The following is a 25422-nucleotide window of genomic DNA, read 5'->3' on the forward strand; positions in this document are numbered from 1 at the left end:
CGTACACGGCAGCACCGTCCGAAAGGTAACCGTTTAAGGGCGGTCTCGCCCTACCCTCGGCGTACTGAATGTCTCCCGACCTGGCGATCGTCGTCGCCGCGGTCGCGCTGCCGTTTATCGCCGCAGCACTGACGCCGCTGTTCTTTCGCGTCCTCGGAGAAGGAACGGGATTCGTGGGGAGCCTCGTCGCGCTGTCGTCGTTCGGGCTCCTCGCCAGCCAGTACGGCGACGAGGGGACCGTCGCGCTCGAGTGGATCCCCTCGCTGGATATCGCGCTCCGATTTCACGTGGACGGCTGGGCGCTGTTGTTCGCGCTGCTGGCGTGTGGTATCGGGACGCTCATCTTCACCTACTCGCCCGCGTACATGCACGGCGAATCGGGGCTGGTCAGGTTCTACGCCGCCCTGCTCGCCTTTATGGGCTCGATCGTCGGCGTCGCGCTCGCCGCCGACCTGATCGCGATCTTCCTCTTCTGGGAACTCACGAGCCTCTGTTCGTTCGTCCTGATCGGCCACTACACCGCCGACGACTCCTCGCAGTACGCCGCCCGCATGGCCATGCTCATCACCGTCGGCGGCGGGCTCTTCCTGCTCGTCGGCCTCCTCTTGCTGTCGATCGTCGCCGGCGACGTGGTCGGCCCCGCCTCGGCGTTCGATCTGGCCGCGATGCTGGAACAGCCCGACGCGATGGCAGCCGCCCTTCGGGATCGGGGGCTGTTCCTCCCGGTCTTAGGGCTGCTCGCGATCGGCGCGGGGACGAAGTCCGCACAGGTCCCGCTGCACTTCTGGCTGCCGAACGCGATGGCGGCCCCGACGCCGGTTTCGGCGTTTCTCCACTCCGCGACGATGGTCAAAGTCGGCGTCTACTTCATCGGTCGCGTCCGCCCGATGCTCGTCGGCGAGGAGTGGCTGTTCCTCTTCGCGACGCTCGGGCTGACGACGATGACCGTCTGTGCGATCATGGCCGTCGCGGCGACGGACATCAAGGAACTGCTCGCCTACTCGACGGCGAGCCACCTCGGACTGATGGTCGCCGGCTTCGGATTTACCTCCGTCTACGGGGCCGAAACCGGCGTCTTCCACCTGCTCAATCACGCGCTGTTCAAGGCCGCGCTATTTCTCGTCGCCGGCATCGTCGCCCACGAGGCCGGGACCCGAGAGATCGAACAGCTCGGCGGGCTCCGCCGCGACCTGCCGGTGACGGCGGCGATCACCGCAGTCGTCGCGCTCAGCATGGCCGGGATTCCGCCCTTTAACGGCTTCTACTCGAAGGAACTGCTCTTCGAGGCCGCCGTCGAGGCGAGCCACCACCACGACATCGGGCTGTTGGGCTGGCTCTACCCCGCCGTCGCCGTCTTCGGCAGTATCTTCACCGTCCTCTACTCGCTGAAGTTCCTCTCGCTGTTCTTCGGCGACCGACCCGACGACCTCGGGCACGTCCACCGCCCGCCGGTCACCCTGCTCATCCCGCCGGCCGTGCTGGCGCTGCTGGCCGCCGTCGTCAGCGTCGACCCCGAACTCGCCGTCGACATCATCGTCCAGTCCGGCCTCGAGGCGACGGCGGTCGACCCCCACGAGATGCACGTCGACATCCCGATGTCGTACTCGCCCGCGGTGGGGATGAGCGCGGTTACGATCGGCGTCGGGCTCCTCGCGTTCCCGGCCTACGGCCGGCTTCACGACGGCATCCGCGCGATCCCGCGGGCGGTACCGCCGATCGGCGCGAACTGGTGGTACGATACGATCGTCGACGGCCTCAGCGACGAGGGACGAGCGTTCGCCGAGTACGTTCACAACGGCCTCCTGCGGACCTACGCCACGTGGACGCTCGCGGCGACCTGTACGCTCGCGCTCGCCGGCTTCGTCGCGGCGGGTGCCATCGCGCCGACCGAGTTCGGCCTCGAGGTCACGCTCGCGATCGGGCTCGTGTTGCTCGTCGCGGTGATCGGCGGGTTGGCCGTCGTGGTCTCCGAATCCCACATCGCGGGCGTCCTCACCCTTTCGATCCTGGGCTTCATGGTCGCCATCTTCTACATCCTCGCGAGCGCGCCTGACCTCGCGTTGACCCAGCTCGTGGTCGAAACGCTCGTGCTCGTGATCTTCCTGCTCGTCATCGAGGAGATCCCCGAGTCCTACGAGGTCGAGGTCGGTCGGAGCGTCCGCGACGCCGTTCTCTCCGTCGCCGTCGGCGCGACCGCGTTCGTCACGGTACTGGTCACGACGAGTGCGCGCCCCGACGGACCGACCGACATCGCCCGCTACTACGCCGAGCAGGCGGTTCCGGAGGGCGGCGGGACCAACATCGTCAACGTGACCCTCGTCGACTTCCGCGGCTTCGATACGCTCGGCGAACTCGCCGTGGTCGCGCTCGCCTCGATTTCGATCCTGACGCTGATCGTCATGCGCGGCCGCGGCGAGGACGGCCGGGCCGCCGATCGAGACGATACCGACGCCACCCCCGGCGAGGAGTCCCCTGCGGACGACTCGAGGAGCGACGAACCGACCGGAGCACGGAGCGATAGCGGAACCGCTGGAGGTGGAGACCAATGACGACCGTCATCATGCGCACGACCGCTCGAGCGATCGTCCCGATCATCCTCGTCGTCTCGATTTCGCTGTACTTCGAGGGACACAACCTCCCCGGCGGCGGGTTCATCGGCGGGGTCCTCACGGTGACGGCGTTCGCGATCATCTACATGGCCTTCGGGCTGGACTTCCTCGAGCGGGGCGTCCTCGGGCGCGACGTCGACCCCGGCAAGGAGCACTCGCGGGACCGCGTCGTCGTGGCCTACCGCCGGCTGTTCGCCTACGGCTTCGCGATCGCGGTCGCCAGCGGGCTCGGACCGCTCCTGTTCGGCGAACCGTTCCTCACGCAGGCGTTCGTCATGCTCGAGGGGGTGCCGGTCTACGACCACCTCGAGGTCGCGAGCGCGCTGGCATTCGATTTCGGCGTCTACTGCGTGGTCGTCGGTGGATTGCTCACGATCCTCTCGGTGGTGGGAGCCGAATGACCGCGGTCGTCCTCGCGGCCGCGGTCGGCGCGCTCTTCGCCCTCGGCACCTTCCTGTTGCTGCGGCGGGATCTGGTCCGGGTCGTCTGGGGGCTGGCGATCATCAGTCAGGCCGCGAACGTCTACCTGCTGGCGATGGGCGGCATCGCGCCGGCGACCACCGATTCGGTGCCGGTCCTCGCGGGCCACGGCGACCACGTTCCGCAGACCGCCGATCCGCTGGTGCAGGCGCTCGTGTTGACCGCCATCGTCATCGGCTTCGGGATGACCGCGTTCGCGCTCGTCCTGTCGTATCGGGTCTACGAGGAACACGACACGCTCGACGTTTCGGAACTCGGTGATCGCGAACGATGAACCCGCAGCCAACGACGGCGACAACGAGAGTAGCATCGGGTGATCGACGATGACCGCACCGCCCGTCGGCACGGAATCACAGCTCGTGATCGCGCCGATGCTGGTCGTGCTGGTCGCGGCCGTCGGCTCGCTCCTGCTCGGGCGTCGGCCCCGGGCTCGAGCGGCGGTGAGCCTCGCCGGCGGCGCGGCCTACGCGGTCGCGGTGGCTGCCATCGACTGGTATATCGTCCTCGCACCGGACGCGCCGGGGATCGCGACCTATCAGGTCGGCGACTGGGCGGCCCCCTTCGGTATCACGCTCGTGGCCGACGGGCTGTCGGCGTTCATGCTGACCATGGTCGCGATACTCGGCGTCTGCTCGCTGGTCTTCTCGACCAGACACCTTCCCGGCGGCGAGGGGCGCAGCTACTACTTCCCGCTCTTTCACTTCCTCGCGCTGGGAGTCACCGGCGCGTTCCTCACCGGCGACCTCTTCAACCTCTTCGTCTGGTTCGAGGTGATGTTGATGGCAAGTTACGTCTTCGTCGCCTACAGCGGCGGTCCCCAACACACCCGCGCCGCGTTCTGGTACGTCTCGCTCAACCTGCTCGCCAGCGCCGTCTTCCTGCTCGGCGTCGGCGGCATCTACGCGACGACCGGCACGCTCAACATGGCCGACCTCGCCCAGCGGCTCGCCGACCCGGCGGCCTACGGCCTCGATCCCGTTCCGGTCGTCGGCCTGCTCGGCCTGCTCCTGTCGGTGTTCGCGATCAAGGCCGGGCTGGTCCCCTTCCAGTTCTGGATCCCGACCGCCTACCGGGCCGCACCGCCACAGATCACCGCCCTGCTGGCCGGCGCGACCAAAAAGGTCGGGATCTACGCCATCATCCGGCTCTCCTTTACCGTCTTCGCCGGCGCGGAGGTCGCCGTCGATCTCTCGGTTCCGCTACTGGGCGTGACGATCGCGGGGGACTCGCCGCTCCCGTTCGTCGGCGCGGCGCTGTTCATCATGGGCACTGCCAGCATCCTCCTCGGCGGCATCGGGGCCGTCGGCCGCGACTCCATGGAGGGCGTCTTCGCCTACTCGAGCATCGGGCAGGTCGGGTTCATCGCGATTCCGGTCGCGATCGCGGCGACGACGGCCAGCCCGGAACTACGACGGTTCGCCATCATCGCCGCGCTGGTGTTCGCGCTCAACCACACGCTGGCGAAGGGACTCCTCTTCCTCGCGGTCGGCACGGTCAGGGCCGCGACGGGGACAAGCCGCCTCGACGATCTCGGCGGGCTCGCGCGCCGGTCGCCGCCGCTGGCGATCGCCGTGTTCGTCGCCTCGCTCGCTCTCGTCGGCATCCCGCCGCTCTCGGGCTTTTTCGGCAAGTTCCTCGTCTTCGACGCCGCCGCTCGAGCGGAGAACGGCCCCGCGATCGTCCTGTTACTCGCCGGGTCGCTGCTGACTATCGCCTACGCGACCCGCATGTGGAATCGGAGTTTCTGGGGTGCTCGGACCCCCGCCGTGGAGGTGGCGACGGTCGACCCCGTGCAGGTGACCGTCCTCGTCGTCCTCGCGACGGCGATCGTCGGCGTCGGCGTCGGCTTCGAGCCCGTCTACGAGTTCGCGCGAACGGCCGCGGAGGCGGCGCTCGACACCGAGAGCTACGTCGACGCCGTCGATCCGCAGGCCGCCGACGATCTGCTCGGCTCGAGCGGGGGTGAGCACTGATGCGAGTGCGCACGTGGCCGGTCGTCGGCGTCATATTCGCCGTCCTGTGGGTGTTCGTCCGCGGCATGCCGCTCACGCCGATCTCACTCGTCCGGGGTCTGCTCGCGGGGCTGCTCGTCGGTCTGCCGGTCGCGTTCGTCTTCCGGCGGCTGTACGGCAAGTACGTCGACCTCGGTCGCGGGGTCCGGGCGCTTCCCTACGCCGGGCTCTACCTCGGCGCGTTCGTCTGGGAACTCCTGCGGGCCAACCTCGACGTCGCCTACCGCGTGCTCTCGCCGGGCATGCCGATCGAGCCCGAAGTGATCCTCGTGCCGCTCCGGGTCGAATCCGATATCGCGATCACCGTCATCGCCAACAGCATCACGATCACGCCCGGCACGGTGACGCTGGACTACGACGACGAGACGAACGCGCTGTACGTCCACGGCGTCAACGGCCGCGACCCCGAGGCGATCGCCGAACCGATCCGCACGTGGGAGGACTACGCCCTCGAGCTGTTCAACGAGGACGCCTCGCCCGCGGACCGGCCGCCGGAAATCGTCGTCTCCGGCGGGGAAAGAGACAGTACCACGGGCCGCCAAGGCGGAGGTGACGACGATGACTGAGAGCGATCCCGCCGTCCTCGAGACGGCGATCCGGGCCGCGTTGGTTCTCGTCAGCGGGCTCTGTGTCCTCTGTGGCTACCGCGTGATCCGCGGCCCGACGAACCCCGACCGGGTGGTCGCACTGGACGCCATCGCCACGAACGTCGTCGCGATCGCGGTCCTGTTCGCGCTCCTGACCGATCGGGGCCTATTCATCACGGTGAGCCTCGTGCTCGCGATCATCGGCTTCATCGCCACCGTCGCCGTCGCCAAGTTCGTCACCGAGGGCGAGGTGATCGAATGATCCAGACCGCCGTCATCATTGCGCTGATCGTCGTCGGCGTCTTCTTCCTGACCGTCGGCACGGTCGGCCTGTTGCGCCTGCCGAACGTCTACAACCGCATGCACGCCACGAGTAAGCCGACGACGCTCGGCACCGCCGCGATCTTCCTCGCCGGCTTCGTCGAGTTCGGCCCCGGTTCCGAGGGCCTGACCGCGCTCATCGGGATCGTCTTCCTCTTCCTGACGGTGCCGACCGGCGCGCACATGATCGCCCGGGCCGCCGAGCGGATCGGGATCTCCTTCCTCGGGAGCGTCACGTGGCCCGATCCGTCGGCAGTCGAGCGCCCCGACCGCGCCGAGCGATCGGACGAGGCCGAACCGACCGACGACTGATCAGCGTTCGAACTCCGGTTCTCGAGTCCCGTCTCGATCCCGGTCCCCCTTTCGCGCTCGAGTCCACTCTTCGGCGTCCTCGAGCGTCTCCGTGTCCAGCAGTCGCTCGAGTTTGCGCTCGAACTGCTCGTCGGTCACCTCGCCGGCGGCGTAGCGTTCGCGAAGGGTCTCGAGCGCGTCACGCGTGTCAGAAGCGGGTTCGGCGGCGGTCTCTGCGTCCGATTTCGTTACCGACTCGTCCGTATCCGCGGCGTCGCCGACCCACTCTCGGCGGTCGTCCTCGTCGCCGAACAGTATCGCGACCACCGGGACGACGGCGGCGTACCCGACGACCAACACCGGGAGCCACCACGATTGATCGGCGAGCAAACCGCCGAGCCAAAGCCCGGTCACGAGCAGTGACGCGATTCCGGTCGCGTTCTCCCGGAACCGAGCCCACGGGCCGTCGTCGTGGTGACGGTCGTCCTCCCCGATCGTATCCATAGTCGGACCTGTCGATCGGAGATCAGATATAGCTTATCGGTCGAGGACCCCGAGCAACCGGGGCAGACGTGACGGCGCTGCCGCTACGCAGTCTACGGACGACGGAGGAAGAGCGAGTCTTACGCGAGCGTCTCGCCGAGCGCCTCGAGTGCGGCTTCACGAACTGCGTCGCGTTCGCCAGGCAGGAACTCGACGTGACCGTCGCGGCCGCCGACGACGCTGACGCCGCCGTTCGGCACCGCTTCGGCGATGGCGTCGCCGAGGTCGCGCACGTTCACGGGGTCGGTCGCGCGGACGTGGAGTTCGTCGTCGCCGACGCCGAGCGTGACGAACGGCGGGTCCGCTCGATCGCGCTCGGTCCGGTGGAGCGCGTCCAGCAGCAGGATCGTCGTCGGGAAGTTGTACCGGTGGGTGAAGGCGTCGGTGTCGAGCACGGAGACGGTGACGCCGTCGACGCCGCGAACGGTGAGGTTCTCCCGAGCCGTCTCGAGTTCGGTCTCGAGCTTGTCGCGGAACTGTTCGGAGACGTGGGCGGCGAGATCGCCGTCGTCGTCGAACAGCAGGTCGATGACGAGTTCGCGCTTGTCCTTGTAGGACTGGTAGTAGGCCTCGAGCGCGACGGCTTCGCGCCGTTCGGAGACGCCGGTCTCGTCGTAGCCGGCCTCGGTGGCGAGCTCGAGGTAGTCCGCGGGCGTGTTCTCCCAGTAGCTGACCGCGGGGAGGTGCTCTAAGTCGTCGCGAACGTCGTCGTTGACGTGGGCGGCGACGTTGGTCGCTAGCGCGGTCGACGTGACGTCTGCGACGTCGGCACCGGCGATCGACGGGGCGACGGCGACGTCGACCGCGTCGGCGATCTCGTCGTCCGCTCGGCTATCGTCGATGACGAGCGCGTCGGCGTCGTACAGCGAGAGCAGCTCGTAGCCGTCGGTGGACTCGATGGTCGACCCGGCGTCGACGAGGACGACGAGCGGCAGTTGCTCGCCGTGTCGGTCGCGGGCCTCGAGCATCGAGGTGACGTCGCTGGTGGCGGCGTCCATGTCGTAGACGCGGCCGTCGAGCGGGCGCCGTTCGAAGTAGTGGTACTCCGCGTCCTCGCGGGTGTGTTTCTCGCGGATCAGCGGGAGCACGGCGCGCTCGATGGCGGCGCCGGCGACGTAGCCGTCGGCGGTCGCACCGTGGCGGACGACGACCGGGCGTGCCTCCATGACGGCCCGTCGGATCGCAGTCGCCGCGTCGGCGATGCCGTCCTCGACGGCCGCCACTGCCTCGTGGTCGGCCAGCGGCGCGACGTCGGCCGGTCGGGCCTCGCGTTCGATCGCCGTCTCGAGGCGGTCGACGACGGTTTCGCGGTCCTCACCCTCGAGGATCTCGAGGGATTCGGTCTCGACCTGCAGGTCGCCGTGGTGGTGTTCGACCTCGCCCTCGAGGGCGACGATGTCGTCGAGTTCGACATCGGGGTAGGCGCGAACGCCGGCTTCCTCGAACGCCGCACACTCGACGGTGCCGGTCTCGTCGCGCAGTTCGAAGACCGTCGGGCCGCTGGTCTGGCGGACGCCGGTGATCTCGCCCTCGAGGCGGACGACGCTGCCGACCTGATTCTCGATGGCCTCGATGGTCGTTCGTTTGAGCGCGGGTTCCGGTTCGGACTCGGGCTCGGCGTCGGCCGCGTCGTCGGTTGCGGGCGCCGAGGCGGCGGCGGACTCGGTCGCGACGGAGCCGCTACTCGTGACGGTGCCGGCGGTTTCCGCGGCCGCGGGCTGCTCGTCGACGGTGTCCGTCTCCGAGTCGGGCTCGGTCTCCTCGGCGGCCGCCTGCAGTTCGCCGGCTTTCGTCGCTCGGTCGTCGGTCAGTTCCTGCTCGCTCTCGTCGGTCGTCTCGGTCGTCTCGGTCGTCGACTCGTCGGAGGAGTCATCGGCATCGTCCTCGAACTCCTCGGGACGGAACTCGTCGTCGGCCGTCTCGATCAGTTTGCCGCGGAACTCGCGTTCGCGCTGGCGGATCGACCAGCCGAGGTCGACGTTGCCGTTGTCTCGAACGTCGAGCACTTGGACGTAGACATCGTCCCCCGGCTCCCAGTCGAGACTCTCGAGTCGTTGGTCGAGTTCGCTTCGATGCAACAGACCGGTGACGTGGTCTCCGATGTCGACGAAGACACCGAAGTCGGCGTAACCGTCGACGGTTCCCCGGTAGTAGCGACCGGGCGTGAGCTGCGAGGCGGCAGTGCCGCGAAATTCGAAAAGGGCATCCTCCTCGTGGCTCTGACAGATCTCGCCGTCAACGGGTGTGCCGCAGATGATACAGTTACCCATCTACTCGAACCAAGCGGTTTCGCCCTAAAACGGTTGTCGAAATGCGTCCGCGAGACGAATCGCGGTCGTACCCGCGATATCGGGCCGCCGTCAGTCGAAAACGGGCGAATCTTCCTCGAGCGACTCGATATCGTCCACGAGCGACCGAACGTCCTCCGGGAACAGCGAGACCTGGATCTCGTTGTCGTCCTCGTCCTCGAAGACGAGTTTGACGCGCTTGTCGCCGAACTCCCTCGCCTCGGCGCTGTCGACGTCGAACAGTTTGACCGTCGCCGCCTTGTTGTTCGGGCCGACGTTCTTGATCGCGCCGTCGTTCAGCTCTACCATGAACTCCTCGAGCGTGAGTGCGAGCATAGTCGGCGTACGGCCCCCGGGTAAAAAACGCCACGGCATCGCCGTCCAGAGCGGCGATCGGCAGCGGAACGCCATGGATCCCGCCGTGTGGGTTGCCAAGTGGTGGTCACGGTGGTTCTGGAAATCACAATCGTCCCGACCGCGATGCCATCGCGATCGGACGGGACGCTCCCAGACCGCATGCGTGGTGTGTCAGTTCGCTTGCGGCGTTTGCCCCATCCCGGACCGAACGTATAAGAGTTGGTGATAGTACATATTCCCCGCCGGCCGTAAAGCAGTCATTGAGCACTGGACGACGGCGAGAAACCGCCATCCGCCATCGATCCGTCTCGGAACCTCGCCCACTTTTATGGTTGCTTCGCCCGAACCCAGCAGGTGCTATGGAACTCACTTGGTACGGCCACTCGACGTGGCACGTCACCGTCGGGGAGACGGAGTTACTGATCGACCCGTTCTTCGACAATCCACAGACCGACCTCGAGCCGGCGGACGTCGACACGCCCGACTACGTCCTGTTGACCCACGGTCACGCAGACCACATCGCCCACGCGGGCGAGTTCTCGGACGCGACGCTGGTCGCGACGCCGGAACTCGTCTCCTACTGCGAGGACGAGTTCGGCTTCGAGGACGCCGTCGGCGGCATGGGGATGAACATCGGCGGCACCGTCGAGTGCGGCGACGCGTACGTCACCATGCACCGCGCCGATCACACGAACGGCATCATGACCGAAAACGACTCGAGCGGCGGCATGCCGGCCGGTTTCGTCATCTCCGATACGAAGCCGACCCAGGTCAGCGACGAGGAGTCGACGACGATCTACAACGCCGGCGACACCGGCCTGATGAGCGAGATGAAAGACGTTATCGGCCCCTATCTCGAGCCCGACGCGGCGCTCGTCCCGATCGGCGACCACTTCACGATGGGGCCCCAGCAGGCCGCCATCGCCGTCGACTGGCTCGACGTCGACCACGCGTTCCCGCAGCACTACGACACGTTCCCGCCGATCGCGCAGGACCCCGAGGACTTCGCCAGCGAAGTGCGCGGCACGGGTAGCGACGCCGAGGTTCACGTCCTCGAGGCCGACGAGCCGTTCGAACTCGAGGCCTGAGCGGACGAGTATCGAACGGCGACGAGCGATCAATTGCCGGTACTATTTTCTCGCCGCCTCGCCGTCGCGGACGACTCGGGCGCTCGGTCTCAGTCGTCGCTCGCGCGATGCTGCGAGTCCTCGGCGGCACCGATTCGGTAGCGGGTCTCGAGCGGATAGCGGTCGTTTCGAGCGAACAGCAGGTGGAGCGCCACGCCGGCGGCGAGCAGCCCGAAGTTCCAGAACGGCGACCCGTAGTAGATCACGTCGATGATGACCGGCTCCGAGTAGACGGGCCAGAACGGCGAGAGCGGCGGTGCGATGTCGGGCGCGGAGAGCAGATCGGCGAAGAGATGGCTGATACCGCCGACGATCAGCCCCGCCGTCGCGAAGACGAAGACGGTCTCGCTCGCGATTTCGGTGCTCCGGATCCTGCGATTGGCGTTGAACCAGTCGGTGAGGTACCGGGCCGCGACGGCTCCGGCGAGAACGCTCAGCAGAACGACGAACAGGACGGTGTGGGTCACCCCGTGGTGGGTCACCGGGAGCACGTGTCGAAGCGCCAGATCGGTATCGGGGAGCATCGCCGTCACCAACGCGAAGGCCGCGAACCCGAGCGCACCGCGTCGGCCCCAGACCGTCCACGCCGGCGCGGCGAACAACAGCGCCATCCCGAGATGACCGGTAACGTCGACCATGGTCGCTCGAGCTATCGGAACCGTCGAACGAGTCTGAGGAACAGCGACACGGCCGTCCCGATACCAGGGACGCGAGACGAGAGCGCGGCCGCGGCGAGGAGGAGGAGCCCGCTCTTTCGACGCCCGCGCCGGAACGCCATCACGGCGTCGAGTACCGTCGAAACGATGCTGAGCTTCTTCGCCGAGTCCTTGTTGAGAGTTGCCATCGTCCGTTCGCGACCATTGCGTCGCGACCGGCAAGTCGGGTCACGCTGCAGACGCAGGGTGTCGACGCAGTCGTCGCAGTTGGTGCCGTATCCGGCCGGGAGAGACGGCCTCGAGAGGAGTTCCGAGCCGGAGACACGCGAGTAGCGATCGGCACCAAACGTTTACAGCACCGCCCGTGGACGTCTCGACCGCATGGCGAAAGCAGTCACCACCGTCTCCGAGGAGGGGTACAGCGCGACGAACGAGATCCGGGACTTCGAGACGACGATCGACGCCAACGGCGAGGAGGCCCCGGACACGCTCGAGACCCTGCTCGCGGCCTACGGCTCCTGTTACGTGCCGGCGCTGCGCGTCGGCGGCCAGCAGCGCGGGGCCGACGACCTCGGGCGGATCGAGATCGAGACGAACGGCGACCTCAACGACGACGACAAACTCGAGTCGGTCGCGTTCGATATCCGCGTCGAAGCCGATGTCGACGACGACACCGGCGAGGAGATCATCGAGCGCGCCTTCGAACTCTGCAAGGTCCACGACGCACTGAAAGACAGTCTGCACGCGGAGACGAGTTTCGAGGGCGACGCGTTCTGAGATCGATCCGGCCGCCGCGTCGGTTCGTGAGTCGTGATTCCCAGTTCGTTCGCGGTTCGCAGTTCTCGCGCCCGTTTTCGATGGGTTTGACAGGTGTGCCGACGAACGGGGACGATGGGGTCCCAGCTATCGGTACCGACGGTACTGACGATCCGATTGGTTAGAAATCCCCACAGTCAGTCCGTCAGGCGGGTCCGAACGCACATATCCGCAGCGCCCGTCGGACCGGAACACGAATGCGACGAGGCGTTCTGGTCGTGGCGGTCGCGGGACTGCTGGTCCTCGCGGGTTGTAGCAGCGGAATCGACAGTATCGACGGCAACGACGGGCCGACGAGCGACGTGAGCGGGGAACTCGAGATCCACCACATCGACGCCGGACAGGCCGATTCGACGCTCGTCGTCACCCCTGCCGGCGAGACGATCCTGATCGATACGGGCGACTACCGCGACGACGGGCAGGAGATCATCGACTACCTCGAGGCCCGCGACATCGACCGCATCGATCATCTCGTGGCGACCCACGGCCACGCCGACCATATCGGCGGCCATCCCGAGGTCATCGAGTACCTCGAGGAGGAGGGCGAGGGCGTCGGTGCGGCCTACGACTCCGGCGTGCCCCACACGACCGCGACCTACGACAACTACCTCGACGCGATCGAGGAGTACGACGTGCGACTGTTCGAAGTCGCGGCGGGCGACAGCCTGCCGCTCGAGGACGACGACCTCGAGGCGACCGTCTTGAACCCGCCCGCGGACCCGGAGGGCGACAGTGTCGATGCCAACGGCGTCGTCCTCTCGCTTTCGTTCGGCGAGTTCTCGTACCTGACGACCGGCGATATCGAGACGAGCACCGAACGCCGATTGGTCGAGGAACGCGGCGAGACCCTCGCGGCCGACGCCTATCAGGCGGGCCACCACGGCTCGTCGACCTCCTCGAGCGGCTCGTTCCTCGAGGCGGTCGATCCGGAGACGGCGATCATCTCGAGCGCGCTCGACTCCCAGTACGGCCATCCCCACGACGAAGTCCTGCAGGCGTTCGCCGACCGCGGGATCGAGACCTACTGGACCGGCGTCCACGGCGATATCGTCGTGACGAGCGACGGAACCGACACGTCGGTCGAGACGGAGCGCGACGCGCCGACCGATCCGGCGGCGTTACTCGAGCGGAAGCGAGACGCGCAGTCGTCGCTCGACCGACCGCAGACCGGCGAACCGCGAGCGGCAGGTGACGGCGTGCAACCGTCGATCGACGGCGATCGACCACCGATTGATGACGCTGGCGCGCGTACCGCGGGGTGATGACCGATGAGTGAGACCTACACTGCAGTCCTCGATCGGATCGTCGACGGGGAGACGGCGGTCCTCCTGCTCGAGGACGACGGCGACGCGGTCGACGAGCGCACCGTCGACGTCGAGCGCCTGCCGGCGGACGGCCGACACGAGGGGGCCGTCTTCGAGGTGACCGTCGACGAGGAGACGGTGCTCGAGGCCGCCTACCGCGAGGACGCCGAACGGGAGCGCCGGGAGTCGACGCGGGAACGGTTCGATCGACTCTCGGAGCGGTTGTCCGACGTCGACCGGGACGAGTAGGGGTGGGGAGAGAAACGAAAGAGGGGATACCGAACCGTGGGTGGTTCGGGGGGATGACACGGCGGCAGGCGCTGTCCGTGTGGACGGTAGCGTGCCGCCACGTCTCGTGTATTACCGTCCGCGCATTAGCCGTGGTGCCAAAATGTATTGGTTTTGGAAATAGACGAAGCCGTGTCTGTCTTGTACAGTAACAGGTTGCCCGACAGCGGTCATCGACTCTCGAGCGACGACCGGCGATCGCGATGGCCACCTTCAAGACGGTTCTCGAGACAGGAACGGCCATGCTACGATCGTTCGACGGGACGGAACCGCGGGTCGCCGACTCCGCGTACGTCGACGACGCCGCGGTCGTCATCGGCGACGTCGTCATCGAGGACGAGGCCAGCGTCTGGCCGAACACCACGCTCCGGGGCGATCACGGCACGATCGTCGTCGGCGAGGGAGCGAACGTCCAGGACAACGCCGTCCTCCACGAGACGGCCGAACTCGAGCCCTACGCGACGGTGGGCCACAGCGCCATCGTCCACGACGCGACCGTCGCCGAGCGCGCGCTGGTCGGGATGAACGCGGTCGTCCTCGACGGGGCTCACGTCGGCGAGGGCGCGGTCGTCGCCGCCGGCAGCGTCGTCACCGAAGACACCGAGATTCCCGAATCGACGCTCGTCGCCGGCGCGCCCGCCGAACCGAAGACGGAGATCGACGATCCGGCGCTCGAGGCGACGGCCGACCGGTACGTCGAACTCGCGAGAGAACACGCGGAAACGTCGGAGCGACTCGACTGACGCGACCTGCAGTTCGCTCGTTTTGCCGGCGTCAGGTCACCCGTAAACGACCTCGCGAACGTCGTCGACGCCCGCCCGCCGGACCACGGCCCGAACCGGGTCCCGCGCGCCCACGAGGTTGTCCGAATCGCCATCGAGCACCAGCAGTCGGGCCTCCCGGCCGGGGTCGATCAGGCCGTACTCGAGGTCGGCGATCTCGGCCCCGTTGATCGTCGCCATGCGGAGGATGTCGGCCGCCGAGAGGTCGGAGAGCTTCGCGAGGAACTCCATCTCGCGGAACATCGACGGCGAGTTGAGCATCACGTTGTCCGTTCCCAGCGCGAGCGTCGTCCGCTCGTGGAGGTCCGCGTAGGGCGAGAGCCCCACGTCGGTGACGAGGTTCGAGCGCGGACAGACGACGATCGGTACCTCCTGCGCTGCGACCCGCTCGAGGTGACGGGGCTCGGGGTGGACCATGTGGACCAGAAAGTCCGGCTCGAGGTCCAGGGCTGGATCAATGTCGCTCGCGTCGACCTCGCCCGCGTGGATACCGAAGGGTTTGCCCGCCTCGCGGGTCGCCGCTCGCTCCCGGTCGAAGCTGTCGTCGTTCGCGCCGCTCGCGCCGTAGCCGTCGCCGGCGCGCATCGCGTCGACGGAGCCCCGAGCGAACGACAGCGCGTCGATGTCGAGACCCGTTGCGGCGTCCTCGAGCATGCGAACGCCCGCCACGTCGCCCTCGCGGAAGTCCAGACAGGCGGCCGTGCCGGCCCGCTGCATGAATCGCAGCGACTGCTCCGTCGCGGTCACGAGTTCCTCGCGGGAGGCGTCCCTGAGAAGCCGGTGTTTCAGCCCGTCGGGCGGGGCGACCAGTTCCTCAAGCGAGAGGCCGCCGCCGGCCTCCTTGGCGATCGAGTCGCCGATGTGGGTGTGGGCGTTTACGAAGGCCGGGAGGATGATGTCGTCGCTCTCGACCGCCGTTTCCTCGATGGCCTCGATGCGGCCGTCGTCGCCGATTACGACCCGTCCCTCGACGGGTTCGAACTCGCGGCCGCGGAGGATCGTTCCCGTTCGTTCCATACGGGATAGTTTGTGGTCACCGCCTTCAACGGTTCGGGGCAGGATCAGCGTCGGATCGGGTGGTTGCCGGCCGATTGGCGATGGGCGATAGCCGAGTGAGCGACGGGAAGCAGGCGACGGACGGTGGACGGCAGACAGTAAGCGGCGAGCTCAGTTCGACTCGTCGTCGACCTCGAGCGGTTCGTACAACACGGCGACCAGTCCGGAGAGGACGAGCAGTGAGAGGCCGACGACGACGGCCGAATCCGACCGCTCGAGCGATTCGATCGCGATGAATCCGCCGGCCCAACCGACCAGTACGACGGCGATAGCGGTCGCGACGACGAGGAGTATCGAGAGGCGACTAACGAATGTACTCATCACCGAGTCCTCTCCGCCGACGGGGGATAAGCCGCGAGCCTGAAGTGGCTACCCCGATCGTCCGCGGCCAGCGCAGCCGATATGGTCGATGTGGCCGACGCAGCTGATATGCCCGGCGTCGTCCGTCGATACCGCTAGTCGACGAACTGATCCAGCGTCGTATCCAGCCCGTCCCGGACCTCGCTGACCAGCGCGCCGTCGATATCGAGCCCGAGCACGTCGACCGCGGCCCGGCCGACCCGGTCGCGAAGGTCCGGCGGCGAGTAAACCCCGAGCCGCCACTGCGAGTACTGGGCCGCGCGCAGCGCCTCGACCAGCGGGGACTGCTGGCCCAACTGGCGGATCTCGCCGTTGACCATCACGCGCGTCGTGGACTCGGTCATCGACGGCCGACTCGGCACGTCGAGGATCACGTGGTCCGGATCGACGCCGGCCCGGTCGCTGATCTCCCGTTCGAACTCGCGGATCGTCTCGTGGTCGGCCTCGATGATCCCGCCCGGCACGTCGTCGATTTCGGCCCACACGGCCCGCTTGAACAGATCGCGCTGGTCCAGTCGTCGGCAGAACGCCGCCGTCTCGTCGCACGAGCGCAGGGCCACGGTCAGATCGTAGTCGTCCATCCGCTGGAGGGTCTCGGCGTCGATATCGGTGGCGGGAGCGTCCAGTAGCCGTTCGCTCGCCCGCCGGAGCATCGCCTTACTGATCCGGGCGACGCTGTGGCTGTAGACCGTCGGGTTCATCAGCGCCCGCGCGACCAGCAGGCTCTCGGCGGTCTGGACGTTCCCCTCGTCGAGGACGAGTTCGCCGTTCGCGAAGGTGAGCTCTCGGACGAGTCGGCCGTGGTCGATCGTCCCGTAGGGGACCCCGGTGTGGTGGGCGTCGCGCACCAGATAGTCCATCCGATCGACGTCGAGTTCGCCCGAGACCAGCTGGCCGAACCGGCCTTCGCCGGCGACCAGATCCGCGACCGCGTCGGGCGCTAAGCCGTGCGCTTCCAACACGTCCCCGACAGCGCCGTCCGCGAGCAGGTCGTGAACGTCGTCGTGGTAGCGACCCGTTCGGCGGTGGGTAAGCGCCTCGAGATTGTGACTGAACGGGCCGTGGCCCACGTCGTGAAGCAGGGCCGCGGCGTGGACCCGCTCCGCTTGCCGCCCCTCGACGCCGAGTTGCTCGAGGGCCTCGCAGACGAGGTGGTAGACGCCGAGGCTGTGCTCGAAGCGGGTGTGATTGGCCGAGGGATAGACAAGCGAGACGGTCCCGAGTTGGCTGATCCGCCGGAGCCGCTGTAGTGCCGGCGTATCGAGGAGGTCGCGGGCGACGCCGTCGACCTGAATGTGGTCGTGGACGCTGTCCTTGACGATCTTCATCGGTCACGTTTCGGCCCGTTGGTACAAAAACGGTCGTCCGAGTACGGGGTCCCGGGTTGCGAATACCGGCTCAACTACTACCGGCGTGGCCGTGGACGGTCGACGTACGATGACCAATCTGAAGATCCCACCCGACGCCGACACGGAGCGGACGAAAGCGCTCGTCCGAGAGCACCTCGAGATCGGCGATATCGTCGAGGTCCGCAGCGAGGAGCGGACCGAGGACCACGAGACGGATGTCACCGGCGAACTGACGAGTTTCGAACCCGGCTACCTCGAGATCGACGGCCAGCCGCTCGGCGAGGGCAGCGTGCGCTACGACGAGATTCAGACGGTCGGAAAAATCGAGTCGGAGTAGTCGTTCGGGCGATTTCAGGGCGGCATAGTCGACCGCGCGGCCTCGAGCCAGCCCGGCCGACTGGGTCGACCGCGGCGAGTCACTGCTCTCTCGGAGCCACCGCTCACTCGTTGACGAGCAGCAGTTTCCCGAGGAAGTCGCCGTTTTCGCCGCGCCGGTGAGCTTCCGCAACATCGTCGAAGGCGAACCGTTCGTCGATGTGCGGCTCGACCGCTCCGTCGTCGACGAGTGCCGCGATGTCGGCGAGTTCCTCGCCGATGCGGTCCTGCCGGTCGCCGAGCAACACGGGCAGGATAACGAGCACGACGCCGAGTTCGAGGGAATTCGCGTGCATCGGTCCGAGGTCGAGTTCCTGGGCCGCGCTCGACTCGGTCGTCACGACGGTGCCGTAGGGCCGGACCGCCTCGAAGGCCGTCTCGAGGTGCTCGTCCCCGATCGGGTCGACGACGGTATCGAAGCCGCCACCGGAGGCGTGCTCGGCGACGTAGGTCTCGATGTCGGTCTCGGTGTAGTCGACCGTCGCGTCGGCGCCGAGGCGCTCCGCGAGATCGCGTTTCTCCTCGCTCGAGCCCGTCGCGGTGACGTCCGCGCCGAACCAGCGGGCCAGTTGGACCGCGATGTGGCCGACGCCGCCGCTGCCGCCGTAGACGAGCACCTCGTCGTCGATGTCGACGCTGGTCTTGTCGGCGAGTAGCTCCCACGCCGTGAGCGCGACGACCGGGAGGGCGGCGCTCTCCTCGAGCGGGATCGAGTCCGGCGCGTGCGCGAACGTGCCGGCGTGGCCGACGACGTAGTCGGCGAGGCTCCCCTGCCGGCCCGCGCCGCCGGGCATGCCGTACACCTCGTCGCCCGCCTCGAACCGGTCGACGTTGTCCCCGACCGCGTCGACGACGCCCGACACGTCGCAGTGGAGCGTCGCCGGGAGGTCGGGGGCGAAGTCCGGCAGCGCGCCCTGCCGGATCTTGTAATCGACGGGGTTGAGACTGGACGCCGCGACCTCGACGCGGATCTCGTTCGGCTCGGGGTCGGGTACCTCGAGGGTCGTCTCCGCGAAAACGTCCGGGTCGCCGTACTCCTCGATAACGTAGGCGGTCATCTCCGCAGTCATAGCGAGTCACCGTTGGGTCGCCAGCCGGGAATACTCGACGCCTCCGGCGATCGACGAACGCAGGTGGTGTCGGAGCCACGGAGTCCCCAGCTAGCGCTCCCGTTCGCGCTCGCGATCGGGCTCGAGCGGTTCGGTCCGAGTCGCCTCGTCCGACGCCTCATCGACTCTCACAGCGTCCGTCGGCGTCTCGTCGACCGCACCGGAACCGATCGCGTCGTCCGGAATCTCGTCGACCGCCACGAGCCGCTCGAGTCGGCGTTCGAACTCCGTCTCGTCGATCTCCCCCGCCGCGTAGCGGCGTTTCAGCTCCTCGAGCGGGTCCGATTCGGCGTCCGTCTCGGCGGTTTGCGTCGTGCCCGTCGTGTCGGCGTCCTCGAGCAACAGCGCGACCTCGTCGCCCCAGAACAGCAGAATCGGCGTCAGCAGGAACCACCCGATAACCGAGATCGCGCCCGCGAGCGCTCCGAGGCCGGCGATGCCGGCGATACTCGTCAGTGCGAACGTCAGGATCGCCACCAGTAGCCAGCCCTCGTTGGCGATGAATGTCCGAATCCTGTCGTCCATTCCCACGGAGTTATTCTTAGCGGAGCTACAAAAAATCCTGTCACGCGCCGGGCATCAGTCGGGCGTCGGAACGGATCGGACGTGTGCCGCCACACTGTCGTTCTGACGCTCGACGACTGCGCCGGTCCGTCTCCGCTCCAGACCGGCTGTCGATCCAGTACAGTGGCGCGTGCTGTCCCGTGATGAACGACAGTGAATCGCGGGACGAACTCGCGCGAGGGATGAGTGAGTGACCGAAGGGAACGAGCGAATCGGGTGGGGAGGACGTGGTATTCTCTGCTGCCAGTACACGCAGCGGGCTCGTTTCGTCGGTGTACGTCCCGCTGTTGCTGGCAACGGGGCGGACCACACCCCAGCCCCAGCCGATCGGCTCACGTTTCTCGGACTGAGGTCACTCGAGGCGGGCCCGGAAGCCCGTCTCTAGGGAGAGCGAGTGCTTTAGAACGAGATCGGAACCGCGTTACTCGAGGGCGACCCGCTCGCCGCGCTCGTCGCTCCGTTCGATCGCGTCGAGGACCTGCTGAGCGGCGAGACCGTCGTCGAAGTTCGGTTCGAACGCGTCGCCGCTCGCAACCGCGCTGAGGAACTCGTAATTCTCGTGGACGAAGGTGTGCTCCCAGCCCAGCACGTGCCCCGGCGGCCACCAGTGGTCGACGTAGGGATCGTCCGCGTCGGTGACCAGAATCGTCTCGTAGCCCCGATTCTCGTCGGTTCGCAGTACCTCGAGTTCGTTCAGCCGCTCGAGCGAGAACCGGAGACTGCCCTCGGAGCCGTGGACTTCGATCGTGTGGTCGTTCTTGTGGCCCGCCGCGACCCGCGTCCCCTCGAGGGATCCGACGGCACCGTTTTCGAACTCGAGTTGCGCGGTGTAGGCGTCGTCGACGGTGACGGGACGGGTTTCGTCGCCGCCCTCTACGGGGCGCTCGTCGACGAACGTCTGCAGGTGGCCGCTGACTCGTTCGATCTCGCCCGCGAGGTCGTCGGACCCGACGAGGAATCGCAGGAGGTCGACCGTGTGCGAGCCGAGGTCGCCAAGCGCGCCCGAACCGGCCATCTCCTCGTCGTTGCGCCACGACCACGGGGCCTCGGGATCGACCAGCCAGTCCTGCAGATACCGGCCGCGGACCTGACGGATCTCGCCGAGTTCGCCCGCCTCGAGCAGCCGCTTCGCGTACCGGATCGCGGGTACGAACCGGTAGTTGAACGCGCAGCCCGCGGGCACGTCGTCGCCCGCCTCGCGCGCCGTCTCCGCCATCACGTCCGCTTCCTCGAGCGTCGGTGCGAGCGGCTTCTCACAGAAGACCGGCGTTCCGGCCTCGAGGGCGGCGACCGACGGCTCGCGGTGGACGTGGTTCGGGCCGAGGTTATAGAAGACGTCCACATCGTCGACGACCTCGTTCCAGTCCGTCGATATCGAGTCGAACCCGAGTCGATCGGCCGCGTCCGACAGCGTCTCCTCGTCGCGGCCGACGAGCACGCTGCGTTCGACCTCGGGTGCGTCCGGGAAGAACATCGGCAGCCGCGCCATCGCGTTCGCGTGTGCTTTCCCCATGAACCGATAGCCGAGAACGCCGATCTCGAGAGTCATGGAGACTCGTTCACCGAGCCGACAGTTAGTTGTTGGCGAAGCGGGTGCGGGACGCGGTCGCGTTCCCGCGACGGCTGCAGCCGCAACGGTCACTGCCGCGGTGGGCCCCGTCGTATTACCGTCGCCGCTTGAGTCGTCGGTGGAGCGCCATCACGTCGCTGAAGTCCTCGTCCCCGTCCCCGTCGATGTCGTAGCGACCGGGCGTCGGCTCGGGATCGGTGATGGAGGCCGTCTCTCCGACGGTCAGCGTCGTCGTCTCGCCGCCACCGCCGTCCTCGTCGCTCGCGTTCACGCCCCAGTCGGAGCCGACCGCGAGCTCGTACTCGCCGGCTTCGACGACCCGCGGCCCCCAGCCGGGGACGTCGCCGGGGACGACCTCGAGCGTCGAGAGGTCGAGGTCGACGGCGACGGTCTCGCGCTCGCCCGGCTCGAGGGCGACCCGCTCGAAGCCCATCAGGCGACGGTGGGGCTGGAGCACGGAGCCGTAGGACTCGGTGTTGTATATCTCGACGATGTGCTCGCCGGCCGTGTCGCCGGCGTTCTCAACGGTGACGTGGGCCGTCACGGTCGGCGTCGAGGCGGGGTTCGTCACCGACTCGGTCGACAGCGACAGGTCCGCGTACTCCCAGTCGGTGTAGGAGAGGCCGTGGCCGAACTCGAACTGGACCATCTGATCGCCCGCACTATCGGGATGGCGCGGCGGATACTCGTCGTAGATCTGGGGGACGTGTCCGACGTGGGACTCCCACGTGAACGGGAGCTTCCCCGATGGGTTGTAGTCGCCAAAGAGCGTGTCGGCGATCGCGACGCCGGCATCGCTGCCCGGTTGGCCGGCGAAGAGCACGGCATCGAGGTGCTGGAACGTCTCCGCCGTGCCGCGCGGGCTTCCGGCGAGGATCACGCCGACGAGCGGGACGTCGTCGCCGGTCTCGCTATCGACGAGTTCGACGAGTTCCCGCTGAGCCTCGAGGAAGCGCATCTTGTCCCGGTCGCCGAAGCTCTCGTTGTGCGTTCCCTCGCCGAGGACGACGACGACGGCGTCGGAGCCAGGTGCGGCCTCGCGGACCGCCGCCGCCTGCTCGTCGGTGACATCGAAGAAGCCGTTGTCGAAGTTTTCGTAGAGGCTCTCGTAGGCCGCGGGCTCGTACTCCGTCGGGACGTGTGTGAGCCCGTCGCCGAGCCGCGCTGCCAGTTCGCCCTCGATTGTGTTCTGGCGCGGCCGCGGCCCGTCCTCGGTCAGGTTCCCGTCCTCGATCCCCTGCCAGCCGAGCGTCCAGCCGCCGTGTTGCATCAGGAACCGGTTTTCCATCCCCTCGTGGACGCCGGGCCCGGTCAGCAGCAGGTCGTCGACGCCCTCGAGCGGGAGCGCGTCGTCCTCGTTTTGCAGCAGGACCAGCGACTCCTTGGCGAGTCGCTCGGAGACGTCGGCAGCGCCGCCGACGATATCGCCGATCTCGTCTTCCGGTACGAGCGGGTCCGCGAACAGCCCGAGGTCGGCCTTGAGCTCGAGGATGCGACGGACCGACTCGTCGATGCGCGCCTCGGAGAGGTCGCCGCTCTCGACGAGGTCGATCACGGTGTCGATGAAGTCGGTCGGGGCCGTCTCGCCGCCGCACATGTGCATATCGACGCCGGCTTCGATACCCTGCCGGACCGACTCGCGCCAGCCGGCGTCGGTCTCGGGCAGGTACTCGTGGTTGGAGAGCATCCGCTCGAAGTCGTCCCAGTCGGTCAGGACCACGCCGTCGAAGCCGAATCGGTCCCGCAGGACCGTCGTCAGCAGCCACGAGGAGGCGTGGGCCGGCTTCCCGTTGACCGCGCCGCTGTTGACCATCACCGTCTTGGCTTCCTCGAGCCCGCGCCGATAGGGCTCGAACTGGCGGGTCCGCAGGTCCCGCATCGAGGTCCGTGCGTGGGTCCGGTCGGAACCGGTGTTCGGGGTGCCGTAGCCGGCGAAGTGCTTGACCGTCGCGGCGACCCGGCCGTTGGCCTCGAACCCGCGGGCGCGAGCCTTCCCCATCTCGCCGAGCAACATCGCGTCTTCGCTGTGGCCCTCGAAGTAGCGGCCCCAGCGCATGTCCCGCAGGACGTCAAGCGTCGGCCCGAAGTTCCAGTGGCCGCCGATCGCCGCGACGGAGTCGCCGGTGTGGGTCGCCGCCGCCTCGACGAGGTCGATGTCGCGCGTCGCGCCCATGTTGAGTCGCTGCGGGAAGCTCGTACACCCCTCGAGCAGGCAGTTCCCGTGGAGCGCGTCACAGCCCCAGACGAACGGGATCGCCGGCTCGTTGACCGTGAGGTTGTACTCCTGGAGGCCGTTGAGTCCCTCGACGAACTCCTCGCCGTCGAACGTCGGTCCCGTCGCGCCGCCGTTGAGGATCGAACCGACGTGGAGCTCCGAGAACAGTTCTCCGACCGTGTCCACGTCGTCGTGATCGTTGAACGCGGTGTCGGGGCCGAACCCCTCGCCGAGATCGTCGATCGCGACCTGGGTCATCTGGCCGACCTTCTGCTCGAGGGTCATCGCTTCGATTACGTCCTCGAGGCGCTTCGATCGCTTCCCGTCGCCGGCCGCCGCACCGGTGGCTCCGAGCCCGGCCGCGGCCGTCGCCGCACCGGTCGCCTTCATGAACGTCCTGCGCGATTCGTCGACGCCATCGTGATCGTTTCCGTTTGGCATGCAACTCTCTGCCATAACTCGATACTGCATAAATAATTCCTAGCTATCTAGCGGATAACACGTAGCTATGTCGGACACACTGCGTGTAGCGTTCGAGTAGACTCTCGTATGCAGGGAATACGCCGTCCACGCCGGATCCCGGCGGTACCGTTTCCCCGGCTCGGACCGTAGGCTCACCGGAAACCGATGAGCAACACAGTCCGATTCGACGACGCGGAGAGCGTTCGGCTGTCGAACGTCACCGTGGAAACGCGACCGCCCGACGGACTCGAATTCAGGGTGGAGGGCACTCTGAGAGCGACCGAGACGCTGCTCGGCGAGTTCGCGGGAACGACGTTGAACCCGGTTCGCGTGACCGTACCGGACGGCGACGCGGACTCCGTCGCGATCGATCTGACCGGCCCGGCGACTCTCAGACTCGAGACCGTCGATGTCGGCGTCGCGACGCCGGACGGGGACGACATCGCGGCCGGGCTCGACGCGCTCCGGTCGTCGGCGGACGAGGACCGCGAGCCGATCGAACCGCCGCCCGACGTGCTCTCGTTCACCGTCGAGGGGGAGATCCGGGACGTGCCGTCGGAGACGTTCGCTGCACTTCCGGCGGCCGTCTCGAGCCTCGAGTCGATCACGTTCGCCGTCGAGGACTCGGTTCGAAGCGACGGCGGACGAGCCGACGACGTGGTCCTCGAGTGCACCCTACTCGGCTACGGGATCGTCGTTCGCCGCGACGGCTCGATCGTCGTCGGGAGCGCCGAGAGGCCGGGGAACATCGATCTTCTCTGATACCGGTGGAATCGACCGGCTCGAGTGAGAGTCGGGTTACGCCGATCGATCACTCGAGGGACGTGCTGAGGATCGTTCGAGCACGGACACCGCAGGGGGTATCCGCCCTATTCGTCCCAATCGATCGCCTCGGTTCGCTCCGCACGGCGGAGGATGAACGGCCCGAGCGAGCCGGTTCGCTTCGAAATCGTCGCGATCCGCAGGACGTACGCCGCGAGCAGGAAGAACGGCACGAGCGCGAGCGTCGCGCTGGTGCTTACGATCCAGACGAGATTATCGACGCCGAGCGTCGCGCCCGGAACCGACTCCGCGTCGAGATACAGCACCGTCGCCGTCGCGGCGATCACGCCCGGAAGCCCGGCGTACAGTATCGACCGCGTGAGGTGGACGAGTTCCCACTGGAAGTACAGCGACTTGAAGTGCTCGAGCGCCGGCCCGAACAGGATCAGAATATCGCTCAGATCGTCGAACGCCGCCAGTTCGTCGTCTGCGAGGCTGTCCTCGTGTTCGTCTCGCAGTCGCCGGACCGCGTAGATCTTCCAGGAGTAGTTGTAGTTCAGTCCCGATCGGAGAACGCCGAACTCGCCGAAGGTAGAGGTCTCGAGCTGGGCGATGATCTCCTCCGAGTTCCGGCAGACGTTCTCGACCAATCGATCGGTTCGCCGTCGGAGGACATCGTCGTCGTTGTCGGCGACGGCCTCCTGAAGGGCCTCCGCTCGATCGCTGCTCGTCCGGACGAGGGCCTGGAGGAAGTGCGAGGGGTCGGGCGGTCCGACCCTGTCGAACAGCTCCTCGACGCTGTGTCGGTACTCCATCGCCTCGTCCATCCAGGCCTGCTGGTCGCCCAGTCGACCGAGTTCCTGAGACAGCACAAGCTGGTTGATCGAAACGATGAGCGTGATCCCAGTGAGGAGTGCGGCGATCAGCGCCTGAAAGGCCGTGTCGACGGGAGAACCGCTCTCCATCGCGGACCGGAGCGGGAGGGAAACCGTTCCGAGCCCGACGAACGCCACGAAAGTGACGGCCGACAGGACGCCCGCGAGCAGCCACCGGTTCGCATCGAGTAGGAACCAGTGTGCGACCCGACTCTCGCCGGTTCGCCCGCGGAGCGTGTCGCTCGACAGCGGGTTGTCCATAGC

Annotated in this window: 27 protein-coding genes; 14 read left to right on the forward strand and 13 right to left on the reverse strand. The window is 67.4% G+C overall.

What is annotated here, in order from left to right:
* The first annotated feature begins 68 nt into the window (after window positions 1-68).
* Genes mbhE through mnhG form a run of 7 tightly spaced genes read left to right on the forward strand, consistent with a single transcriptional unit; the run spans window position 69 to window position 6321 of the window.
* Window positions 69-2549, forward strand: a complete 2481-nt coding sequence (gene mbhE, locus ACT4ML_RS14790; RefSeq protein ID WP_444721550.1) for a hydrogen gas-evolving membrane-bound hydrogenase subunit E — start codon at window positions 69-71, stop codon at window positions 2547-2549.
* Complete coding sequence (locus tag ACT4ML_RS14795) at window positions 2546-3010, forward strand: MnhB domain-containing protein (RefSeq protein WP_138244726.1); 465 nt, start codon at window positions 2546-2548, stop codon at window positions 3008-3010. The genes mbhE and ACT4ML_RS14795 overlap by 4 nt, the downstream gene beginning before the upstream one ends.
* A complete protein-coding gene (locus ACT4ML_RS14800) occupies window positions 3007-3363 on the forward strand; it encodes a sodium:proton antiporter (RefSeq protein ID WP_138244725.1) in 357 nt (118 codons plus the stop codon). The genes ACT4ML_RS14795 and ACT4ML_RS14800 overlap by 4 nt, the downstream gene beginning before the upstream one ends.
* Before the next feature lie 49 nt (window positions 3364-3412).
* Window positions 3413-5062 carry a complex I subunit 5 family protein gene (locus tag ACT4ML_RS14805; protein WP_444721551.1) on the forward strand — a complete coding sequence of 550 codons (1650 nt, stop codon included), beginning with the start codon at window positions 3413-3415 and terminating at the stop codon, window positions 5060-5062.
* A complete protein-coding gene (locus tag ACT4ML_RS14810) occupies window positions 5062-5667 on the forward strand; it encodes a Na+/H+ antiporter subunit E (RefSeq protein ID WP_444721552.1) in 606 nt (201 codons plus the stop codon). Before ACT4ML_RS14805 ends, ACT4ML_RS14810 begins: the two co-directional genes overlap by 1 nt.
* Window positions 5660-5950 (forward strand): monovalent cation/H+ antiporter complex subunit F, encoded by a 291-nt coding sequence (locus ACT4ML_RS14815; protein ID WP_138244722.1) that lies wholly within the window; start codon window positions 5660-5662, stop codon window positions 5948-5950. The genes ACT4ML_RS14810 and ACT4ML_RS14815 overlap by 8 nt, the downstream gene beginning before the upstream one ends.
* On the forward strand, window positions 5947-6321 hold the full coding sequence (gene mnhG, locus ACT4ML_RS14820) for a monovalent cation/H(+) antiporter subunit G (RefSeq protein WP_444721553.1): 375 nt from the start codon (window positions 5947-5949) through the stop codon (window positions 6319-6321). The genes ACT4ML_RS14815 and mnhG overlap by 4 nt, the downstream gene beginning before the upstream one ends.
* Here the strand turns inward: mnhG and ACT4ML_RS14825 are convergent, their stop codons facing one another.
* The 3 genes from ACT4ML_RS14825 to ACT4ML_RS14835 all read right to left on the reverse strand — a co-directional run bounded on the left by ACT4ML_RS14825 (window position 6322) and on the right by ACT4ML_RS14835 (window position 9467).
* Complete coding sequence (locus ACT4ML_RS14825) at window positions 6322-6804, reverse strand: SHOCT domain-containing protein (protein WP_444721554.1); 483 nt, start codon at window positions 6802-6804, stop codon at window positions 6322-6324.
* A 119-nt stretch (window positions 6805-6923) separates the two neighbouring features.
* Window positions 6924-9113, reverse strand: a complete 2190-nt coding sequence (locus tag ACT4ML_RS14830; RefSeq protein WP_444721555.1) for a DHH family phosphoesterase — start codon at window positions 9111-9113, stop codon at window positions 6924-6926.
* A 90-nt stretch (window positions 9114-9203) separates the two neighbouring features.
* Window positions 9204-9467, reverse strand: coding sequence for a hypothetical protein (locus tag ACT4ML_RS14835; protein ID WP_138244718.1), 264 nt, complete (start codon window positions 9465-9467; stop codon window positions 9204-9206).
* A gap of 380 nt (window positions 9468-9847) precedes the next feature.
* Here ACT4ML_RS14835 and ACT4ML_RS14840 point away from each other — a divergent pair, with 380 nt between their 5' ends.
* Window positions 9848-10576 carry a metal-dependent hydrolase gene (locus tag ACT4ML_RS14840; RefSeq protein WP_444721556.1) on the forward strand — a complete coding sequence of 243 codons (729 nt, stop codon included), beginning with the start codon at window positions 9848-9850 and terminating at the stop codon, window positions 10574-10576.
* An 89-nt stretch (window positions 10577-10665) separates the two neighbouring features.
* Here the strand turns inward: ACT4ML_RS14840 and ACT4ML_RS14845 are convergent, their stop codons facing one another.
* Window positions 10666-11253, reverse strand: coding sequence for a metal-dependent hydrolase (locus ACT4ML_RS14845; protein ID WP_444721557.1), 588 nt, complete (start codon window positions 11251-11253; stop codon window positions 10666-10668).
* 11 nt (window positions 11254-11264) lie between these two features.
* Window positions 11265-11459 carry a hypothetical protein gene (locus tag ACT4ML_RS14850; RefSeq protein WP_138244716.1) on the reverse strand — a complete coding sequence of 65 codons (195 nt, stop codon included), beginning with the start codon at window positions 11457-11459 and terminating at the stop codon, window positions 11265-11267.
* Window positions 11460-11652: 193 nt separating this feature from the next.
* Here ACT4ML_RS14850 and ACT4ML_RS14855 point away from each other — a divergent pair, with 193 nt between their 5' ends.
* The 4 genes from ACT4ML_RS14855 to ACT4ML_RS14870 all read left to right on the forward strand — a co-directional run bounded on the left by ACT4ML_RS14855 (window position 11653) and on the right by ACT4ML_RS14870 (window position 14422).
* Window positions 11653-12048: an OsmC family protein gene (locus ACT4ML_RS14855; protein ID WP_138244715.1), complete on the forward strand. Its 396-nt coding sequence runs from the start codon at window positions 11653-11655 to the stop codon at window positions 12046-12048.
* A gap of 236 nt (window positions 12049-12284) precedes the next feature.
* Complete coding sequence (locus tag ACT4ML_RS14860; RefSeq protein ID WP_444721558.1) at window positions 12285-13349, forward strand: MBL fold metallo-hydrolase; 1065 nt, start codon at window positions 12285-12287, stop codon at window positions 13347-13349.
* A 6-nt stretch (window positions 13350-13355) separates the two neighbouring features.
* On the forward strand, window positions 13356-13640 hold the full coding sequence (locus ACT4ML_RS14865) for a DUF3006 family protein (protein WP_444721559.1): 285 nt from the start codon (window positions 13356-13358) through the stop codon (window positions 13638-13640).
* Between the two features lie 281 nt (window positions 13641-13921).
* Complete coding sequence (locus ACT4ML_RS14870; RefSeq protein WP_444721560.1) at window positions 13922-14422, forward strand: gamma carbonic anhydrase family protein; 501 nt, start codon at window positions 13922-13924, stop codon at window positions 14420-14422.
* 36 nt (window positions 14423-14458) lie between these two features.
* On the opposite strand, the gene ACT4ML_RS14875 is transcribed toward ACT4ML_RS14870, so the two are convergent.
* From ACT4ML_RS14875 to ACT4ML_RS14885, 3 genes are all read right to left on the reverse strand, one after another.
* Window positions 14459-15478 carry an amidohydrolase family protein gene (locus tag ACT4ML_RS14875; protein ID WP_444721561.1) on the reverse strand — a complete coding sequence of 340 codons (1020 nt, stop codon included), beginning with the start codon at window positions 15476-15478 and terminating at the stop codon, window positions 14459-14461.
* A 150-nt stretch (window positions 15479-15628) separates the two neighbouring features.
* Window positions 15629-15838 carry a hypothetical protein gene (locus ACT4ML_RS14880; RefSeq protein WP_444721562.1) on the reverse strand — a complete coding sequence of 70 codons (210 nt, stop codon included), beginning with the start codon at window positions 15836-15838 and terminating at the stop codon, window positions 15629-15631.
* A 134-nt stretch (window positions 15839-15972) separates the two neighbouring features.
* Window positions 15973-17205 (reverse strand): HD domain-containing protein, encoded by a 1233-nt coding sequence (locus ACT4ML_RS14885; protein ID WP_444721563.1) that lies wholly within the window; start codon window positions 17203-17205, stop codon window positions 15973-15975.
* A gap of 109 nt (window positions 17206-17314) precedes the next feature.
* Between ACT4ML_RS14885 and ACT4ML_RS14890 the strand changes: the two genes are divergently transcribed.
* Window positions 17315-17563, forward strand: a complete 249-nt coding sequence (locus ACT4ML_RS14890) for a hypothetical protein (protein ID WP_138244708.1) — start codon at window positions 17315-17317, stop codon at window positions 17561-17563.
* Window positions 17564-17666: 103 nt separating this feature from the next.
* On the opposite strand, the gene ACT4ML_RS14895 is transcribed toward ACT4ML_RS14890, so the two are convergent.
* From ACT4ML_RS14895 to ACT4ML_RS14910, 4 genes are all read right to left on the reverse strand, one after another.
* The gene (locus tag ACT4ML_RS14895) at window positions 17667-18671 is read right to left on the reverse strand and encodes a zinc-binding dehydrogenase (RefSeq protein WP_444721564.1); all 1005 of its coding nucleotides are present in this window, start codon (window positions 18669-18671) and stop codon (window positions 17667-17669) included.
* Window positions 18672-18761: 90 nt separating this feature from the next.
* Window positions 18762-19235: an SHOCT domain-containing protein gene (locus ACT4ML_RS14900; protein WP_444721565.1), complete on the reverse strand. Its 474-nt coding sequence runs from the start codon at window positions 19233-19235 to the stop codon at window positions 18762-18764.
* 460 nt (window positions 19236-19695) lie between these two features.
* Window positions 19696-20823: a Gfo/Idh/MocA family protein gene (locus tag ACT4ML_RS14905; protein ID WP_444721566.1), complete on the reverse strand. Its 1128-nt coding sequence runs from the start codon at window positions 20821-20823 to the stop codon at window positions 19696-19698.
* A 115-nt stretch (window positions 20824-20938) separates the two neighbouring features.
* Window positions 20939-23500: a beta-glucosidase gene (locus ACT4ML_RS14910; protein ID WP_444721567.1), complete on the reverse strand. Its 2562-nt coding sequence runs from the start codon at window positions 23498-23500 to the stop codon at window positions 20939-20941.
* 186 nt (window positions 23501-23686) lie between these two features.
* Between ACT4ML_RS14910 and ACT4ML_RS14915 the strand changes: the two genes are divergently transcribed.
* Complete coding sequence (locus ACT4ML_RS14915) at window positions 23687-24283, forward strand: hypothetical protein (protein ID WP_444721568.1); 597 nt, start codon at window positions 23687-23689, stop codon at window positions 24281-24283.
* A gap of 107 nt (window positions 24284-24390) precedes the next feature.
* Here the strand turns inward: ACT4ML_RS14915 and ACT4ML_RS14920 are convergent, their stop codons facing one another.
* Window positions 24391-25419: a hypothetical protein gene (locus ACT4ML_RS14920; protein WP_444721569.1), complete on the reverse strand. Its 1029-nt coding sequence runs from the start codon at window positions 25417-25419 to the stop codon at window positions 24391-24393.
* Window positions 25420-25422 lie beyond the last annotated feature (3 nt).

Source organism: Natrinema sp. LN54, from assembly GCF_052439245.1.
GTDB lineage: Archaea > Halobacteriota > Halobacteria > Halobacteriales > Natrialbaceae > Natrinema > Natrinema versiforme_A.